18 protein-coding genes are annotated in these 16,133 nt (G+C 56.7%); 8 read left to right on the top strand and 10 right to left on the bottom strand.

What is annotated here, in order from left to right:
• The first annotated feature begins 63 nt into the window (after positions 1 to 63).
• Both mutY and AC2FLX_RS07780 read left to right on the top strand, forming a co-directional pair.
• The gene (gene mutY / locus AC2FLX_RS07785; RefSeq protein ID WP_496746908.1) at positions 64 to 1,107 is read left to right on the top strand and encodes an A/G-specific adenine glycosylase; all 1,044 of its coding nucleotides are present in this window, start codon (positions 64 to 66) and stop codon (positions 1,105 to 1,107) included.
• Between the two features lie 62 nt (positions 1,108 to 1,169).
• Positions 1,170 to 2,303: an alkane 1-monooxygenase gene (locus tag AC2FLX_RS07780; RefSeq protein ID WP_496875402.1), complete on the top strand. Its 1,134-nt coding sequence runs from the start codon at positions 1,170 to 1,172 to the stop codon at positions 2,301 to 2,303.
• Positions 2,304 to 2,401: 98 nt separating this feature from the next.
• Here AC2FLX_RS07780 and AC2FLX_RS07775 read toward each other — a convergent pair whose 3' ends face one another.
• From AC2FLX_RS07775 to AC2FLX_RS07760, 4 genes are all read right to left on the bottom strand, one after another.
• Complete coding sequence (locus AC2FLX_RS07775) at positions 2,402 to 3,784, bottom strand: adenylate/guanylate cyclase domain-containing protein (RefSeq protein ID WP_496811040.1); 1,383 nt, start codon at positions 3,782 to 3,784, stop codon at positions 2,402 to 2,404.
• Positions 3,785 to 3,945: 161 nt separating this feature from the next.
• Positions 3,946 to 5,049 (bottom strand): site-specific DNA-methyltransferase, encoded by a 1,104-nt coding sequence (locus tag AC2FLX_RS07770; protein ID WP_496811039.1) that lies wholly within the window; start codon positions 5,047 to 5,049, stop codon positions 3,946 to 3,948.
• Positions 5,050 to 5,155: 106 nt separating this feature from the next.
• Positions 5,156 to 5,767: a ribonuclease HII gene (gene rnhB, locus AC2FLX_RS07765; protein WP_496746881.1), complete on the bottom strand. Its 612-nt coding sequence runs from the start codon at positions 5,765 to 5,767 to the stop codon at positions 5,156 to 5,158.
• 112 nt (positions 5,768 to 5,879) lie between these two features.
• The gene (locus AC2FLX_RS07760; protein ID WP_496746877.1) at positions 5,880 to 6,386 is read right to left on the bottom strand and encodes a hypothetical protein; all 507 of its coding nucleotides are present in this window, start codon (positions 6,384 to 6,386) and stop codon (positions 5,880 to 5,882) included.
• A 176-nt stretch (positions 6,387 to 6,562) separates the two neighbouring features.
• Between AC2FLX_RS07760 and AC2FLX_RS07755 the strand changes: the two genes are divergently transcribed.
• The 3 genes from AC2FLX_RS07755 to AC2FLX_RS07745 all read left to right on the top strand — a co-directional run bounded on the left by AC2FLX_RS07755 (position 6,563) and on the right by AC2FLX_RS07745 (position 9,204).
• Complete coding sequence (locus AC2FLX_RS07755; protein ID WP_480748905.1) at positions 6,563 to 6,850, top strand: hypothetical protein; 288 nt, start codon at positions 6,563 to 6,565, stop codon at positions 6,848 to 6,850.
• A complete protein-coding gene (locus AC2FLX_RS07750) occupies positions 6,822 to 7,523 on the top strand; it encodes a winged helix-turn-helix domain-containing protein (protein ID WP_480748906.1) in 702 nt (233 codons plus the stop codon). The genes AC2FLX_RS07755 and AC2FLX_RS07750 overlap by 29 nt, the downstream gene beginning before the upstream one ends.
• Positions 7,524 to 7,626: 103 nt before the next feature.
• Positions 7,627 to 9,204, top strand: coding sequence for a DUF427 domain-containing protein (locus AC2FLX_RS07745; RefSeq protein WP_496811038.1), 1,578 nt, complete (start codon positions 7,627 to 7,629; stop codon positions 9,202 to 9,204).
• A 66-nt stretch (positions 9,205 to 9,270) separates the two neighbouring features.
• Here the strand turns inward: AC2FLX_RS07745 and AC2FLX_RS07740 are convergent, their stop codons facing one another.
• The 6 genes from AC2FLX_RS07740 to AC2FLX_RS07715 form a co-directional block, all read right to left on the bottom strand.
• On the bottom strand, positions 9,271 to 10,068 hold the full coding sequence (locus AC2FLX_RS07740; RefSeq protein WP_496746864.1) for a DUF1217 domain-containing protein: 798 nt from the start codon (positions 10,066 to 10,068) through the stop codon (positions 9,271 to 9,273).
• A complete protein-coding gene (gene flbT, locus AC2FLX_RS07735) occupies positions 10,065 to 10,466 on the bottom strand; it encodes a flagellar biosynthesis repressor FlbT (RefSeq protein ID WP_496811037.1) in 402 nt (133 codons plus the stop codon). Before flbT ends, AC2FLX_RS07740 begins: the two co-directional genes overlap by 4 nt.
• Positions 10,463 to 10,840, bottom strand: a complete 378-nt coding sequence (gene flaF, locus AC2FLX_RS07730) for a flagellar biosynthesis regulator FlaF (protein ID WP_480748910.1) — start codon at positions 10,838 to 10,840, stop codon at positions 10,463 to 10,465. Before flaF ends, flbT begins: the two co-directional genes overlap by 4 nt.
• A 76-nt stretch (positions 10,841 to 10,916) precedes the next feature.
• A complete protein-coding gene (locus tag AC2FLX_RS07725) occupies positions 10,917 to 12,224 on the bottom strand; it encodes a flagellin N-terminal helical domain-containing protein (protein ID WP_496811036.1) in 1,308 nt (435 codons plus the stop codon).
• Between the two features lie 204 nt (positions 12,225 to 12,428).
• A complete protein-coding gene (gene flgN, locus AC2FLX_RS07720) occupies positions 12,429 to 12,788 on the bottom strand; it encodes a flagellar export chaperone FlgN (RefSeq protein WP_496746858.1) in 360 nt (119 codons plus the stop codon).
• A complete protein-coding gene (locus AC2FLX_RS07715) occupies positions 12,766 to 12,954 on the bottom strand; it encodes a rod-binding protein (protein ID WP_496811035.1) in 189 nt (62 codons plus the stop codon). The genes flgN and AC2FLX_RS07715 overlap by 23 nt, the downstream gene beginning before the upstream one ends.
• A gap of 221 nt (positions 12,955 to 13,175) precedes the next feature.
• Between AC2FLX_RS07715 and fliK the strand changes: the two genes are divergently transcribed.
• The 3 genes from fliK (at position 13,176) to AC2FLX_RS07700 (ending at position 16,132) form a co-directional block, all read left to right on the top strand.
• Complete coding sequence (gene fliK, locus AC2FLX_RS07710) at positions 13,176 to 14,522, top strand: flagellar hook-length control protein FliK (RefSeq protein ID WP_496811034.1); 1,347 nt, start codon at positions 13,176 to 13,178, stop codon at positions 14,520 to 14,522.
• 3 nt (positions 14,523 to 14,525) lie between these two features.
• The gene (locus AC2FLX_RS07705; RefSeq protein ID WP_496811033.1) at positions 14,526 to 15,194 is read left to right on the top strand and encodes a flagellar hook capping FlgD N-terminal domain-containing protein; all 669 of its coding nucleotides are present in this window, start codon (positions 14,526 to 14,528) and stop codon (positions 15,192 to 15,194) included.
• 77 nt (positions 15,195 to 15,271) lie between these two features.
• Positions 15,272 to 16,132 carry a phosphotransferase family protein gene (locus AC2FLX_RS07700; protein WP_496811043.1) on the top strand — a complete coding sequence of 287 codons (861 nt, stop codon included), beginning with the start codon at positions 15,272 to 15,274 and terminating at the stop codon, positions 16,130 to 16,132.
• Position 16,133 lies beyond the last annotated feature (1 nt).

The raw sequence follows: 16,133 nt of genomic DNA, 5'->3' as shown, positions 1-16,133 counted from the left end.
ATAGGCGATGGGGCGGGTGCCAGCGAAACCCGACGAGTCGAGGAATAAATCTTGCGTGACGCAATGGACACTGATGTAAGCGCCGCCTTGCTGCGCTGGTACGATCGCAACGCCCGCGACCTTCCGTGGCGTGTCAGCCCCGCCGCGCGCAAGGCAGGCGAATACCCCGACCCTTATCGTGTGTGGCTGTCCGAGGTGATGCTGCAGCAAACCACTGTCGCGGCGGTGCGCGACTATTTCCAACGCTTCACGGCTCGCTGGCCCCGCGTTCAGGCCCTGGCCGCCGCCGAGGACCATCAGGTGATGGCCGAATGGGCCGGGCTTGGGTATTACGCCCGCGCCCGCAACCTGCTGAAATGCGCCCGCGTGGTGACCCAAGTTCATCAGGGCCGTTTTCCCGATACCTATGACGCCCTGATCAAACTGCCGGGGATCGGCCCTTATACCGCCGCTGCGATTGCCGCCATCGCCTTTGACCATCCTGAAACGGTGCTGGACGGCAATGTCGAACGGGTGATCGCGCGATTTCACGACATTCACGACCCGTTGCCGGGCGTGAAACCCACACTCAAGGATCTGGCAGCAACCCTGACGCCAATTCAGCGCCCGGGTGACTATGCGCAGGCGGTCATGGATCTTGGCGCCACCATCTGTACCCCAAGGTCTCCGGCCTGCGGAATCTGCCCGCTTCGCGATCGCTGCCGGGCAAGGGAGGCAGGCACCATGGCGGATCTCCCACGGAAAACCCCGAAGAAACCCAAACCGACCAGATACGGATATGCCTATATCGCCCGTCGCCCGGACGGGGCGTGGGTGATGGAACGGCGGCCCGACAAGGGACTCTTAGGGGGAATGCTGGGCTGGCCCGGTCCGGAATGGTCCGAAATACCGGATAAAACACCGCCCTTCATGGCGGACTGGCGCATGCTGCCGGGAGAGGTGCGACATACCTTCACCCATTTTCACCTCATCCTGCGTATTCAAACTGCCACGCTACCCGATGGCTTTTGCGCCGAAGGCACAACGATTGTCGGCAAGCACGAATTCCGGCCCTCGGCCCTGCCAACCGTCATGCGAAAGGTCTATGATCTGTGGCGCGGCGAATAGGCAGATGGGCATCCCCGATCTGCGCGCCTACTCTCCGCCTAGTTGAATAACGGATCTCGAAAATGAACGCGACCAAAGCTCCGCCCTCCGGGCAATCCGCACTCCCCTACTGGATATCGTACCTGCTGGTTCCCCTGATCTGGTTCACGGCGGTCTTGGGAGGATGGTGGTTGATCCTTGTCCCCCTTGCGACATGGTGGGCATTTGCCGTTCTGGATCACCTGACGGGTCTTGACCTGGCAAACTCCGACCCCGACACGCCCGACGATGCGCTCGGCTGGCATATCCTTTTGACCAAGATCTGGGTGCCGGTCCAGTTCGTAACCCTGTTCGGCCTGATCTGGTATGCCACCAGCGCAAACCATTTGGATACCGGCGAAAAGATCGCCCTGTTTTTCGGAATGGGGGTGCTGTCAGGCACCATCGGCATCAACTACAGCCACGAATTGATGCATCAGAAAAGCCGGGGTGAACGGTGGCTGGGCGACATCCTGCTGGCGATGACGCTCTATTCGCATTTCCGCTCCGAACACCTGCTGGTGCATCACCGCTATGTCGGAACACCACGGGACCCGGTGACGGCCCGCTATAACGAGGGCTTCCACCGGTTCTATCCCCGCGTCCTGCGCCAAAGCCTTTGCTCGGCCTTTCGCGCCGAACGGGACATGCTCGCCCGCAAGGATCTTCCATGGACCGATCCGTCAAATCCGTTCTGGCGCTACTGGGCGTTGCAGGCTGCGATGCTTTTGCTGGCGCTGCTGATCGGCGGATGGGCGGGGCTGGGCCTGTTCCTCGTTCAGGCAGCGACGGCAATCTGGCAACTGGAACTTGTGAACTATGTCGAACATTACGGCCTGACCCGGAAACATCTCGGGGACGGGAAATACGAACATGTCCGCCCCTGCCACTCCTGGAACGCGGCGCACAAGGCGTCGAACTGGCTGCTGATCAACCTTCAACGCCACTCCGACCATCACTACAAGCCCGACCGCCGGTTTCCGTTGTTGCAGAACCATACGCCCGATGCCGCACCGCAACTGCCCTATGGCTATCCGGTGATGACCGTGGCTGCGATGATCCCGCCACTCTGGCGCCGTGTGATGAACCCACGCGTTCGCGCATGGCGGCGGCAGTACTATCCCGAGATCACCAATTGGAAGCCGTATAGCAAGGCCCAGAACCCGGTCCCCCGGTAAAAGTCACGGCCGCATCGCGCGGGGTTTGCCCCGTGCGATGCCCGGCCCAACAGGAGGAGGCGCATCATTGATGCGCTTCCAACTGGCGGGAGCATTTCTCAGATCGTCCAGACATCCAGTGGCTGATCGACACCACGGATATTCTGATCCTTACGCAACTCGAATCCTGTCAGCAATTCGGGTTTCGCACCGGCATCCTGCATCGCGCGTCGCCGCAAATCGTCGCTCATCACGATCCGGGTGTCGAAATCGCGGGTCAGCGCCTCAAGCTTGGCGGCAACATTCACCGCATTGCCGATGACCGCGAATTCCAGCCGGTTGGCACCGATATCCCCCAGCACGACCGCGCCGAAATGTATCCCTATGCCGACCCGTATCTCAGGCTCGCCCGCGCGGCGCCGGTCCAGGTTCCACCGGTCGATGACGTCAACCATCGAACGCGCGCAGGCCAGCGCGTTCGATGCATCCCGATCGCCCGCCAGCGGTGTGCCAAAGGTCGCCATCAGACCGTCGCCCAGATATTTGTCGAGCGTGCCACCGTGACGAAAGACCTCGCTTTCCATCCGTGCATGGAAGCCACGCAAAACCTCGATCACCGCATAAGGATCACGAGAGGCGGCGAATTTCGTAAAACCCACTATGTCGATAAACAAAACCGCCACATCGGCCTCGCGCACCTGTTTCAGCGGCTCGTCGTTCTGGCTCAGTTCCTCAACCACATTGGGCGAGAAATAGCGCGACAGGTTGGCCCGCTCCCGCTCCAGCCCCGCATTGGTCATCAACAACCGGTTGAGTCGCCGCATGGACACGCCCAGGGTCACGGCGACCATCACGAAGACAACGACCTGCTGGATACGCTGCGGGATCATGAAGCTGTTGGGATCAAGCAACTGGGCTACATCCGGGAACCCGGCAAAAGCCTTGGCGAACTGCTCGCTGAGACCCGGAACCGGAGTTGCAATCCACCATGCCACGATCCAGCCGACCGTCCACATGGCTGCGGTCCATGTTCCGATGGCAATCACCGTGCGCCAGGAATAGGCCAGCGTTCCGGCAGCCAGGATGATGAAGAAATACTGAAAGTTGTCGAACCGGTACTGCATCGCAAGCGGTCGAACGTCTTCGCTGAACGGGTTCGGAATCACCATGCCCAGCGTCATGATCAGCAAATCGGCAAAGATCAGAAACAGCTCCAACCGCGATTGCCCGACCCGCCCGGCCCGCCGGATCAGCCAGCCATTGGCGCAAATCAGCGCGAGTATGAAATGATAATAGAGAACATCCCAGTTCGGATTGAGAAACACCAAAAGCGGCGCAGTCAGACCCATCGCGATCCAGCGCGCGCGAACCGCCAGTTCCAGCCCCTCGCGCTTGTGTCGCTCCAGTGCGGCTTCGGTGTATTTGTTTTCCAGATCGAACTCATCCGGTCGCGAGATGGAAAACCGATCCAATCGTGAACGGAAGATGCTTGTGTCGGTCATGCCGGGGCCTCTTGCAGTCAAGCAGCAGACGGGAAATTCCCGGTCCATCCAATCACCCCGGACGACAAAGGAAAAGGCCCCGCCGTTTTCGGCGGGGCAAGTCATAGTGCCATGTGTCAGGCCACAGGCACCGGCGGTATGAGTGAGAATTTGAGTGAGTTTCAGTTGTACAATTCGGCACGTACCTGCTGTCGCAGCACGTCAATTGGGACAGTTTTGCCCTCGCGCTTGAAACACCAATAGGTCCAGCCATTGCAGGACGGCGCGTTTTCCAGATGCGCCCCAACCTGATGAATCGAGCCTTTGACGTTGTCTCCGATCAAAGTGCCATCGGCACGTACCTTGGCTTTGTGACGCCGGTTCATCGAGTGCAACTCTTCTCCCGGACGCAAAAGGCCACGTTCAACCAACTGGCCAAAGGGAATGCGCGGCTCGGCGCGCTTGCTGGCGCTGACTTCCAACGCTTCACGATCGAACTTGCGCACATTGGCGATGCGCTTTTCTGCGACCTTGCGATAAGCCTCTTCCCGCTCGATCCCGATGAATTCCCGGCCCAGCATCTTGGCTACGGCGCCAGTGGTACCAGTACCAAAGAACGGGTCCAGCACGACGTCACCAGGGTTGGTCGATCCGATCAGCACACGATGCAACAACGATTCCGGCTTTTGCGTCGGATGTGCCTTGTCCCCGTTTTCGTCTTTGAGGCGCTCATGTCCTGTACAAATCGGCAGCACCCAGTCGCTGCGCATCTGTACACCTTCGTTCAACGCCTTCAGCGCCTCATAGTTGAACGTATATTTCGCGCCCTCGGATTTCGACGCCCAGATCATCGTTTCATGAGCATTTGTAAGGCGCTTGCCGCGGAAATTCGGCATCGGGTTGGATTTGCGCCACACGACATCATTCAAGATCCAGTATCCAGCGTCCTGAAGTGCGGACCCTACGCGGAAAATATTGTGATATGATCCGATGACCCAGATTGCACCGTTGGGTTTCAGCAAGCGCCGCGCAGCCTTGAGCCAGTCGCGGGTGAACTGATCATAGACCGCAAAGCTCGAAAACTGGTCCCAATGGTCATCAACCGCGTCCACCTGGGAATTGTCAGGGCGGTGTAGCTGCCCCTTGAGTTGCAGGTTATAAGGTGGGTCCGCGAAAATCAGGTCCACTGACGCCTCGGGCAGACTGTTCATCGTCTCGATGCAGTCGCCGGAAAGGATCGTGTTCAACGGGAGCGCGGTTGCGCCCTTGGTCTTGGTTGTGGTCATTTCTCTGCCTCAGATTCCACGGCGCTTTTGCGCTCATTTGGTTGAGACAAGGATGAGTCAATCCTGATTCGCCGTCAAATTCTTTTTTGAATCAGAGGGTTACGAATTACTCTTGATACAATATATTGTGGACAGGTTTGAACGAACGCCTATGGTGTGGGGTCACCCCAAGATTTCGGAGCGCCTCTTTGTGCTGTTTTGACGGATATCCGGCGTTGCTCTCCCAGCCATAGCCAGGATGCTGTTGCGCCAAATCCACCATCACCCGGTCGCGCCATATTTTCGCCGCAATTGAAGCCGCCGCAATTGATACGGATCGCGTATCGCCCTTGACCACCGCCTGACTCGGCAGGCCAAGGCCGCGCGGGATCATGTTGCCGTCGATCAACAGATAGTCGGGTGCAGGATCAAGGGCCGCGACCGCGCGCTCCATCGCCAGGTGAGAGGCACGCAGAATGTTAACTCGGTCAATCTCTTCAACGGTTGCCTCAGCAACCGATACCTCGGCGGACTCTCGTAAAATTTGATCCAGCCCCATGCGGCGTTTCGCACTCAACTTCTTGGAATCGTTCAGCCCCTCGGGGATGTTGCCCGGATCGAGAATTACTGCTGCGGCAACTACTGGCCCGGCCAATGGGCCGCGACCCACCTCATCGACCCCTGCAATCCTTAGATAGCCACGCGCCCGAAGCGCCATTTCAATATCAAAACTGGGCATAGTCATCTTCATGGAGAACCGCGTTTTGCCTCATGGCGCAAGAAAAAAGGAAGGGCGGCCAAGTGCCACCCTCCCCAACGCGGTGCTTCTGCGGCGCCGCTGTGCTCGAAACTCAGCGATACTGGACGACGCGATATCCTTGCTGTCGCAGACAGCTTGGCTCATAGGCGTGACGTACGTGTTGCCCATTCCAGAACCCAACCTTGCAGGACTCGGGCAGCTTGCGAGCATGTTTGTAGTGTTTGTTCAGGCACCGTTGACCCAAGACGGGTCGGTTGCTCCCGTATCCATTGAATGTCCTCAAGCATCTTTGCGGAAGATCGTATCGCGCCACATGTCCCGGAATAGGACGGGCATGACGCCGGTCGCGGCTTCGGCTGTCGAAATTGTTGTCATCATAGTGATGCCGGTCATAGCGATTGTCGTAGTAACGGGTCACCGATTGCGACCGATCCTCTTTCTTGTTCTTGTTGTATTGATTGACGGCGGCTCCGATTATCGCGATTGCAGCCAGGCCACCCAGAATGTCATGCGCATCTGCGGCTTTCGCCCTTGATGCAGAAATACCAGTGATTCCGATGGCGGTGGCTACGATCAGAGCGATGAATTTACGGTGCATGGTGCATGTCCTTTCAATGTAATCCGCGATCCATGGGTAAGGACCGCCCTGTGATGCACCGAACCTGTCTGCACCCGCTTCAGACAGGCAATATCGTTCCTTTGTTATCCGATATCATTGCTGGCAAGGCCCTGTGGTTATTGAATATCGCGCGAAGCCCGCGCAGGATGCCGCTTATGAAACAGATCCTCACTTTGTTGGCCACTGCGGCCCTGATATCCCTGACACCCGCAGCGCATGCGGCAGACTGCTATGCCGATTATAAAGCCAAGCAGGATTCACCTTTGCGGCTTCACTATGGGGTTATGCAGGTATCAAACTGCTCGCAGGGTGGCGCGAAACAGGAAGTGTCTGCGCGGCTGAACGCGGCGGGCTGGAAGCTTTTGAATGTGATATCGGTCTTTGGCCCGGAAGGCCTGAACAAGAGGAAGGCGAATGCCGGACAGTTCTATCTCCGTTTCTGAAGCCCGGCGCTCGGGAACGCGGCTGGTCGGACTGGGCATTGCCGCAATCGTTGTGATCCTGATCATCGCAGCAGCGCTTTTGTTCTGGACCCTACCGGATGCAAACGCATTCAATGCGCGGGTTGAGCGGCTGTTTGTTGAAAGCGACCTGACGTCGCAGGCCGAGATCAAGTTGTTGGAAATTCTGGCACAGTCCGGAACCGCGTTTGCGGACACGCTGTCGAGTTACCGGATGGTGATCTTTGTTCTTCTTGTGTTTGCCAGCGCGATGATGATCGCCGCGCTGGTTTTTCTGGCGATGCTTGTCCTGCTGAACCGCCGCATGGCACAGATCGAACGCACTGGGATTCAGGTGACCTCCCTTTTGATAAGTCGCGAAGAGAACACCGTCTATCTCAACAACATGGATTTCAAACTGACCCCGGCAGCGATGGAAACTTTGTCTGTTCTGGCCGAATCCCGACTTGACGACGAAGTTCTATCGGGCGCCGAGATCGAGGGGATGATTTCAGGCAAGCACGCGTCTGAGTGCGACGAAGCGGCCGGAGCCACGCGGATCAAGCGTCTGCGCGACGCGCTGGGGAACCAGATGGTCAGCGAGTTGCTGGTCAAGAACATCGCCCGCAAAGGATATATGCTGGCGATCGAAAAAGACGTCATTCAGATGATCTGAGCGATTGCCAGCTCTCAATCGGTAAAAACATGGAGCGTGCCCTTGGCAAGCGCAGTTGCCGCGCCCATCCTTATGTTTCAGCTCAGGGGAAAGGAGGCCGCGCATGAACGTCCACAGCACCCCGCGCACCAAAGGGTACAGCATCTCGATCGAACCCTTGAAAGGCCGTATTGCCGCCTATCGCGACGACGTTCTGCTGGCCGAGAGCGTTCGCGCCAAGGTCATGTATGAAACGCGTCTGTCACCAACGATCTACTTCCCGAAAGAAGACGTGAAGGTGGCGCTTGGCGCACCGACTGAATTGCAGACCTTTTGCCCCTTCAAGGGCACGGCAACGTATCGCGACCTGGTTTTGGGGGAAACACATGTGCCCAACTCGATATGGGCATACGAAGATGCGCTACCCGAGAGCGAAGGTATTCAGGGTTATGTCGGCTTCATGCCCGGTGCCTACACACGGATCGACCTTGGAGGAAACAAGCTTGTCGAACCCGAAGACGGGAATGTCGGCGGCCCCCTGATCAACTGGCTGATGCGCGGAGCGTCGGCGATTGCGACACCCGAAGAATTCACCCAAGAGCTGGCCGAAAAGATGCTGGAACAGGGAATTGCGATCCAACGTCTGGGTATCCTCGTCTGGTCACTGCATCCGCTGATCGCGGGAAAGCACTACATCTGGGAAAAAGGGGAGAAAGAGATTTCCACCTTTGCGCCAACTTACGAAATCTATGACCATCCCGCCTATACCAACAGCCCGCTGCGGCATGTGTCGAACGGGCTGGGAGGAGTACGGCAACGGCTGACCGACGATTTCCCCGAAAACAGCTTTCCGATCATGGAGGATCTGCGCGCCAAGGGGGCGACCGACTATGTCGCCATGCCGATGCCGTTTTCCGACGGGCGGACGAATGTCTTAACGCTGACATGTGATCATCCGCAGGGGTTTACCACGGAAAATCTCGGGCTGGTGTTTGAATGCTCGGCCATCATCGGGCGGTTCTACGAAGTGTTCACACAGCGCGAAAACGCACAGACTCTTCTGGAAACCTATGTTGGAAAACGCACCGGCGCGAGGGTATTGGGTGGAGACATCCGGCGCGGAGACGGGGATGAGATTGATGCCGCGATCATGTTCTGCGATTTGCGCGGCTCGACCATGCTGGAAGAAAAACTGGGGCGAGCAGAATACATCAAGCTGTTGAATGATTTTTTCGAAACCGTCTCTGGTATCGTGCACGAGCATGGTGGTGAAGTTCTGAAGTTCATCGGCGACGCGGTGCTGGCCGTTTTCCCGGCTGGTGATGACCCGGCAATGGCGCGAATTCACTCGCAACGCTCGGCAGTCGAGATTGTCGAACGCTTGGCCGCGTTGCGTGCCACTGGCGTGGGCGCCCGGTGCGATTGCGCAATCGGCCTTTCCTATGGTCGCGTGACATTTGGCAATGTCGGCTCGCAAGAGAGACTGGACTTCACCGTCATAGGTCAGGCCGCCAATATCGCGGCTCGGTTAGGAGATTACGGCAAAACTGCCGGCCACCGAATTGTCGTTTCACAAGACATCGAACCGTCCTGTTCCGACGTGACGCCGTTGGGAAAAGTGCAGCTTCACAACGTGTCAGAGCCGGTTGTTTCGTATGCGGTTCGTACTCAAGCCGACTCCGCCGGAATGGGGCACGACTAGCTTTAGTTCTGATTTTCAATCTTTCCGGCTGAATCGACTAGCTTTTCGGGAGCAGCGCAACAATCATCACCGGCCGCGTCGAAGCAAAGTCAGCGCGATGCTGGCCGAGTTGGTTCCTGTGGCAAACGTTGATATCTGCGATTGCGCCAGGAAAACAGTGGTCAGGCTTGCCAGCTTTTGCGGCTGGGTGAATTGCGACAAGTCAGAAGACCCGGTTCGGGCACGCAGTTTATCTTTGAAGACCTCTAGTTGCTTGTCGATGTCAAGTTGCGCAAATGTGGACGGCAACGCCAGCGCCGTTTCCATCATTTCGCGCAAGGGCGGCAGGCTCATCAGTCGGAACCATTTTGCATCTTCCCTACCCGGACCCCCAGCCAGCGCCGGCAACTCATGCTGTGCGTACAGTGCCACCCGCATGGACTCGTTGGATTCACCAACAGAAATTTCAAAACGGGACGACAGGTTTTTGCGAACGATTTCTGCCATTTGCGCGGACGTTCTGGTTGTCGCCGTCTCTCCGGGACCAAATCCGAAAGCGGCCGAAAAGTTTCGATATCTTTGGTCCGAGAGCCGGTTCGCCAACGCGTCATCCGCGCGGGTTCCGTCTTCGAGAACCTTGCGAATAAAGTAGGTGTTGTTGATATCTTCCTCTAACCCAAAAGCCCCCAAAGCAACCCGTAGCAATTGCCGGTCGGATACCAGGTCTTTGGCCGATTTGATGCTTGGGATCTTTTCGAGGAAATACTGCGATTCCCGCTCCAGCCTCGGTGATTTGGAGAAAGCCTGAAATTGGGTGAGGTAAGTGCGCTGCAAAAACCGCCACCCAACCAAGCCATCCGAGGGTATTACGGGCCGAAAGCTCATTGCCGGTACGCCATTAACCGTTCCTCGCGAGGCAAGAGTGAGCGCAGCGATTTGAGGCATCTGTAAAACTGCCCGGAAATAAGGGCACCAGTTGCCTCTGCCAGAATCGACCGACTGTCAGGATCGGTGAACACCTGGCTCAACTCTTCGACACGACGAAGCAGTGAAAGGCGTGCCTCTTCCCCGCTCATATCCCCCGACAGGACAAGCTGTATTGCATAACACACACGCCTAACCGGGGTTGTGGCTTGATCGGGGTGAATGGCATCGCGCAGCCTCAGCACATTCGCCTGTGGTGTCATGATCGAAAATCGGCTTCGGCGCTCGCCGTTTTCGATCACGACGCCGTTGATCAGAACCCGTTCTTTCGGCGCAAGTTTGAGAACCAGCCCTGTCATGCCGCAAGCTCCACTCGGCGCAACCCCCGCATTACCGCAAGGTTGATTTCTACCAACGGATCCACTGTGGCTTTGCCGGACAAGACCAGGCCGCTGTGGTAATGGGTAAACTCGGCAAGATAGAAGATTCTGGCCCGCAAGTCCTCAGGCAACGCGTTTTCCTTATCCGCAACCTCTGTAGCAAGTAGGGTCCAGAGCCTCCGGTTTTCGTGCAGAGCTTCTGCAAATCGGCCGAACTCGACATTCTGTTTGGAAGCTGCTGATTTCAGTCTGTGTGTAATGCGCGAAATCGCGTCATACTCAGTATCTCGCGGGGTGCTGATCGGCACATGCGCCTGCGCATAAGCTTTCTGAGCGAGTGTTTGCGGTGTCACTTGGGATCCTTCCGATTTCTCTCAGGCTGGGTTTTGTTGCCGGAGCGCGTTTCCGCGCTCCGGCGAGGATCCACAATCAGCGGAACAGCGACAGAATCGTCTGCGGCGCTTGGTTGGCGATCGACAGCGACTGAACCGCAAGCTGTTGCTGGGTTTGCAGAGCCTGCAATCTGGCCGAAGCTTCTTCCATATCCGCGTCGACCATCGCCCCGATTCCGGACTTCAGCGAGTCGCTGAGCTTGGAGACAAAATCCGACTGTGTTTCGATCCGACCGCGAGCCGAGCCGAACGAGGCTGCCGCATCGATCGATGTCTGGATCAGGCTTTCGATTTCAGTCAGCGCACTTTTTGCGCCGGCTTCGGTGGACACATCGATACCAGCCAGCCCCTCAAGGCCGCCCCCAATCGCAACATCCGAAGTTTCAATTGCCTGAAGCGACACATTGTTGCCGGTGCCAGTCTCACCTGTGAAGGTGATCGTAGCGACGCCATCGGACGCGACAGAAACCGACGCAGCGAGGCTGGACCCTGCGGACAGCGTGCCGTCCTCAATAGCCGCAGCGACTCGTTCATTGAACGCCTTGGCCAACCCGTTTGCAACGACAGCCTGCGTGTCACCATCACGGGCCACATAGGATACGTCACGGCTCGCATCATCGAAAGCCGCCCCAACCGTACCCGCAGCACCTGAAATGTTGATCTGGATGCCGGTTCCGGCCGTTACGCTGTCGACGACCAAAGTGGTCGTGGGTGCGGTTGCGGCGCCAGTCAATGCGACTGCAGAGGCAGCATCAAGACCGCCACTGATTGTTGCGCCCGATCCAGCCGCCGCAGCGGTACCAACCGACCAATCAGTCGCTTCGATGCCCAAATCGAACTTACCGACGTCAATGTGGCTGACATCCACCGTGCCATCCGGGTTCCGGTCCAGCGAGCTGAGAACCTGAACTGTGCCCGACCCAGCGGCCGTATCCTTGTTGGTCAGCAGATTGAGGCCGTTGAACTGCGCAGCGCCGACTACCGAGTTGATCTGATCCCGCAGCGCAGAAATGTCGGTCTGGATCTTTCCTCGGTCGACGTTTTCTTCCTGTGCGGCAACGATCTTGCCTTTGATCTGAGTCAGCAGATCGGTCACGGATTCGGCACCGTTTTGCGCCACCGCCACGGTCGATTCCCCCAGCGACAGACTGTCGGAAATCCCCTTGAACCCCTTTACATCGGATTCCATGACCTTTGAAATCGCCCACACCGCCGCGTTGTCCTTGGCGGAGGCGACAGACTTGCCAGTCGAAATCTCGCTTTGGGTCATGCCGAGGTTCTTGTTGACCGCCTTCAAGGTCTGCAGCGCGACCATTGCGCCATTGTTCGTCAGAATACTGGACATTTTATTTCCTCTTTCCATGGGTGATTTGTCACCCTGTTTCATCCCGCGCGGAGTAGCGGGCTTGGTGTCTTTCTGACTTTTGCGATTGACCTTGAGGACATCGCGCCACCCGTTCGTTAGGTGCACCCTCAAATTGGGCGATGATGTCCTAATGGATTGCTAAAGGGTGCGGCCTTCATTTGGTCAATTTGAATCAACGCCGATCTATGCCCGTTTTTCCAGGGTTCGGTCATTGCGTATTGCAAAACGATCTCTGCGACCATCGCGCTGATACACCTCAAACCCTTGCTTGACGCGATTCATTTCCGCGATGCGAGAGGCAACATTATGAATACCTTCCATCGCACCCTGCAGCAGGAACTGATTCCTTTCGATCTGGCTTTGTAGTCCGCGCAGCGCGCCCGTTTCGCCGTCCTGACCATTTTTTAATTCGTTGATCAGGCTTTCTTTTTTTTCCGTCAGGGCCTCCAACTGATCAAGTCGACCCTTAATCAATATGGCCTGCTCTTTCTCCAACACCTCAAATAGCGCGCTGATCAGGTCATTCCGACTGTCGTGTGCCATTCTCAGCCTCCATCAAAACGTTGAAAATCATTTCGGTCAGGCCGATACCGCCTGCCTTGGTCATATGTTCCGCTTGCTCGCGAACAAGCATGGATGAAAACTGTTCTTCTCCTACCCCACCGCCAAAAGCACCGCCTAATTTCGTTAGGCCTGCGGATTTCAGCATTTCTGCCAGAAAGGTCGCTTCAACATCTTGCGCCGCTTTCCAGGCGGCTTGGGCCTGGTGAGGAATTGCGCTGTCAAAAGGCACAGACGGTGCGTGTCGCGAAATCTGCATAAGACACCTCGAAAATCACGTTCAAACGGGGTGATGAAATCGTATGGCGGTTAAAAAAAAATAACCGGTTGGGGATCAATCTGGGGCGATCAACAATTGCGCAGGTGGCAATGAACACAATCAGCCCCATAAATCCGACCGGCTCTGGCCCAGCTGTAGAGCGCCGGCCCGAAACCGCTCTGTCGCGGGACGCCGCACAGCCCCCAAAAGACTCAAAGCCCTTCGACAGCTTCTTGAAAGCGGCTGACGACAATGGCACGGCAGAGTCGCCCGCAGATTCGTCCAATACCGAGCATTTGCCCGACGCAGAGAATTCGGAAACACCGGATGAGAAGCTGGGTCAGGATGATTTGCAGTTTTTATCAACAGGAGCACAAACCCCGGGTGACGAACGTCTCGAAGATGCTCGTGCATTCGAAATTTTTGGGAAACCCAATGCAGACGCGGGTGCGGGTGCGCCAAATTCAGGAAAAGACCAGGTCACCTTGACCAACGACGCGGAACAGCCGCCCGACCCCTTAAATTCTGTCGTACAGAAGGATGACCGATCTCGGGCAGAACCTGAATTAGGAAAGAACACGAAAGCACCAGAGTTCGCTGGCCCGGGCAGTCAATTTCTATCTGCGGTTACAAGCGATGCAGATTTTCGCGCGCGACAATCGCTAGCGGCCATCCGCGCTGGCGCAATTCTGGACTCCGAGAACAGCGGGGCAGCCGTATCGGAGGCCACTGTCAAAGTGGCGGGAAAACTCGAGAACACCAAGGTCGCTGCGGCGGATCTGGCGACCAGCCACGATTCGGAAGAAAAGATCAGAACAGATGTCACGGCTTCTGCCTCACCCACGCCTGCTGAGAAAGCGGACAGCTCTCTGGCGACTGGCTTCAAAGTGATGGCTCAACCAGTACAAATGTCTGCGATGTCCTTTGGCGTTTCAAACCTCGAACGGTTGCTGGATACTGATCGTGCGCACTCCGAACTTTGGCCAAGTTCGCACAGTGATGACACCATTAGCGGGTTTGACGTGACGCAAGTCGGGCTGTCAAAAGAAAACAGTTACATGCCGACGACAAGGGTCGAGACAGTGCGGTTCATCGGCGGACAGTTGTCCGCCGCAATTTCCGCTAAGCCCGGGACTGACAAGATCGAAATAACCCTCAATCCCCAAGAGTTGGGGCGCGTTTCCATGGGGTTGAGCACAAAGGACGACGTCTTGGTTTTATCGATCACGGGTGATCGCGCCGAAACGCTGGACCTGATGCGCCGCCATATTTCAGAACTTTCCGCCGAGTTTCGCGAACTGGGGTATAACTCTATCTCTTTTGATTTTCACAATCGCGATCAAGGCTCGTCCAGAAAGGAAAAGACACCAAATCCGGAGAGCTCAAGTGACGACCGTGAAATCTTCGATACCCGACCCATTCGAGTTGCGGGATCGAGTCTTGATCTGAGGATTTGAATAATGTCTGGAACTATCGAACCAATCTTGCCTACGAACACCAGAACTTCTGGTTCCACATCAGCATCAAGCACGTCCGCACTTACATCCGATTTCGAGACATTTCTCAAGATGCTGACTGCACAGGCGCAAAACCAGGACCCCCTGGAACCTATCGGCTCGTCTGAATATGCGGCACAGCTGGCACAGTTTTCAATGGTCGAACAGCAGGTGAAAACTAATGAAACCCTGTCGGCACTCGTCGCAAAACTGGGACAGCCCGGTTTTTCAGAGTTGGCAGGTTGGGTCGGACTGGAGGTTACTGCAGTTGCACCTGCAAATTACCAAGGCGAGCCGGTGACCATATCCTGGCCTCGTGTACCCGATGCCGACAAAGCTATTCTGAAAATCGTCGATTCAAACGGCGCAACCGTTGACCGAATCGAATTCTCCACCACTACACAATCCGTCGTCTGGAACGGCCAGGACAGCAGCGGAAACGCTGTTCCTTTCGGCCTCTATTCTTTTGCGGTCGAAAGTTATGCCAAGGATGTACTGGTCGAAAACTCTCTGGCGGCGGTGAGTGAAAAAGTCTTTGAAGCGCAGGTGGCAGGTGGCGAAATTACTCTTGTGCTTTCCGGCGGGCAGACGATTTTGCCCTCAGATGTCGCATCGGTGCGAGCGAAGAGTTGATCTAATGGACAGGACAGGTCAAACGGTGGCGAAAAATCGCCAATGCCGAACCGTAATACAAGGAACTCACCTTGACCGTGGACTCGCCTCCTCCGGACGCTTTGATCAAGGACCTGCTGCAATTGGGCGTGTATTGCTCCGGCGACAGGTTCGAAACGCTATGTGGCGGGAGGACCAACCGGGTTTGGAAACTCGCGGGCCAGCATTCGGATCAGGTTCTCAAACTGTATCAAAGCGGTTTTGCAAATCCCCTGTTTCGCAATGACGCTCGGCTTGAAGCGGAATGCCTGCGTGTCTTCAAGAGTAGCGGTTTTGTTCCACAACTGAGGGCTACTGGTGTCTGCGGCGCAGAAAGCTGGGTGCTTTATGATCATGCACCCGGATCACCCTGGCGCGAAAACCCCGAGACCGTGGCACATCTTCTGAACAGACTACACAGCAGCAATGTCACGATCCCCGTTCCCGAAGGATGTAACGGAAGCGATGACCTGGCACGCCATGCCGAGGATATCCTGAACCTTTGCGAACCGGATGACCGAGACGTAGTGATGCTCCGCCGCCCCAACAGGGATGTTCCCCCCTTGTCCGACCGACGCTTGATTCACGGCGACCCGGTCGCGGGCAACATACTGATCGCAGGAAAGCGTGCGACGCTCATTGACTGGCAATGTCCCGCCTTTGGCGACCCCTGCGAAGATTTGGCGCTCTTTTTGTCACCTGCCATGCAGTGGCTTTACCGGGGACAACCGCTGAGCCAAGACGAAATCAAGTGTTTTCTGGACGCGTATCACGATGTCGATATTGTCGCGCGATATCATGAATTGCGCCACTGGTTCGGCTGGCGCATGGCTGCCTATTGCCTGTGGCGCAGTCGAAACGGCGCCAAGGACTACGAGACCGGATTGCAGCTGGAACTGGACGCTTTGAGCGATCTCTAGA

The sequence above is a fragment of the Ruegeria sp. YKSF57 genome, assembly GCF_059612585.1.
Note: the sequence above shows the minus strand (reverse complement) of the source record. Positions and strands in the feature narration are given on the sequence as shown.

Excerpts from the sequence above, each read along its gene's own strand:
- AC2FLX_RS07755 (WP_480748905.1), top strand. The coding sequence starts at position 6,563 with ATGAAACAGATCCTCACTTTGTTGGCCACTGCGGCCCTGATATCCCTG.
- flgN (WP_496746858.1), bottom strand. The coding sequence starts at position 12,788 with ATGGCACACGACAGTCGGAATGACCTGATCAGCGCGCTATTTGAGGTG.
- AC2FLX_RS07780 (WP_496875402.1), top strand. The coding sequence starts at position 1,170 with ATGAACGCGACCAAAGCTCCGCCCTCCGGGCAATCCGCACTCCCCTAC.
- rnhB (WP_496746881.1), bottom strand. The coding sequence starts at position 5,767 with ATGCCCAGTTTTGATATTGAAATGGCGCTTCGGGCGCGTGGCTATCTA.
- AC2FLX_RS07705 (WP_496811033.1), top strand. The coding sequence starts at position 14,526 with ATGTCTGGAACTATCGAACCAATCTTGCCTACGAACACCAGAACTTCT.
- mutY (WP_496746908.1), top strand. The coding sequence starts at position 64 with ATGGACACTGATGTAAGCGCCGCCTTGCTGCGCTGGTACGATCGCAAC.
- flbT (WP_496811037.1), bottom strand. The coding sequence starts at position 10,466 with ATGACAGGGCTGGTTCTCAAACTTGCGCCGAAAGAACGGGTTCTGATC.
- AC2FLX_RS07725 (WP_496811036.1), bottom strand. The coding sequence starts at position 12,224 with ATGTCCAGTATTCTGACGAACAATGGCGCAATGGTCGCGCTGCAGACC.
- AC2FLX_RS07770 (WP_496811039.1), bottom strand. The coding sequence starts at position 5,049 with ATGACCACAACCAAGACCAAGGGCGCAACCGCGCTCCCGTTGAACACG.
- AC2FLX_RS07760 (WP_496746877.1), bottom strand. The coding sequence starts at position 6,386 with ATGCACCGTAAATTCATCGCTCTGATCGTAGCCACCGCCATCGGAATC.
- AC2FLX_RS07775 (WP_496811040.1), bottom strand. The coding sequence starts at position 3,784 with ATGACCGACACAAGCATCTTCCGTTCACGATTGGATCGGTTTTCCATC.
- fliK (WP_496811034.1), top strand. The coding sequence starts at position 13,176 with ATGAACACAATCAGCCCCATAAATCCGACCGGCTCTGGCCCAGCTGTA.
- AC2FLX_RS07715 (WP_496811035.1), bottom strand. The coding sequence starts at position 12,954 with ATGCTGAAATCCGCAGGCCTAACGAAATTAGGCGGTGCTTTTGGCGGT.
- AC2FLX_RS07745 (WP_496811038.1), top strand. The coding sequence starts at position 7,627 with ATGAACGTCCACAGCACCCCGCGCACCAAAGGGTACAGCATCTCGATC.
- AC2FLX_RS07740 (WP_496746864.1), bottom strand. The coding sequence starts at position 10,068 with ATGAGCTTTCGGCCCGTAATACCCTCGGATGGCTTGGTTGGGTGGCGG.
- AC2FLX_RS07750 (WP_480748906.1), top strand. The coding sequence starts at position 6,822 with ATGCCGGACAGTTCTATCTCCGTTTCTGAAGCCCGGCGCTCGGGAACG.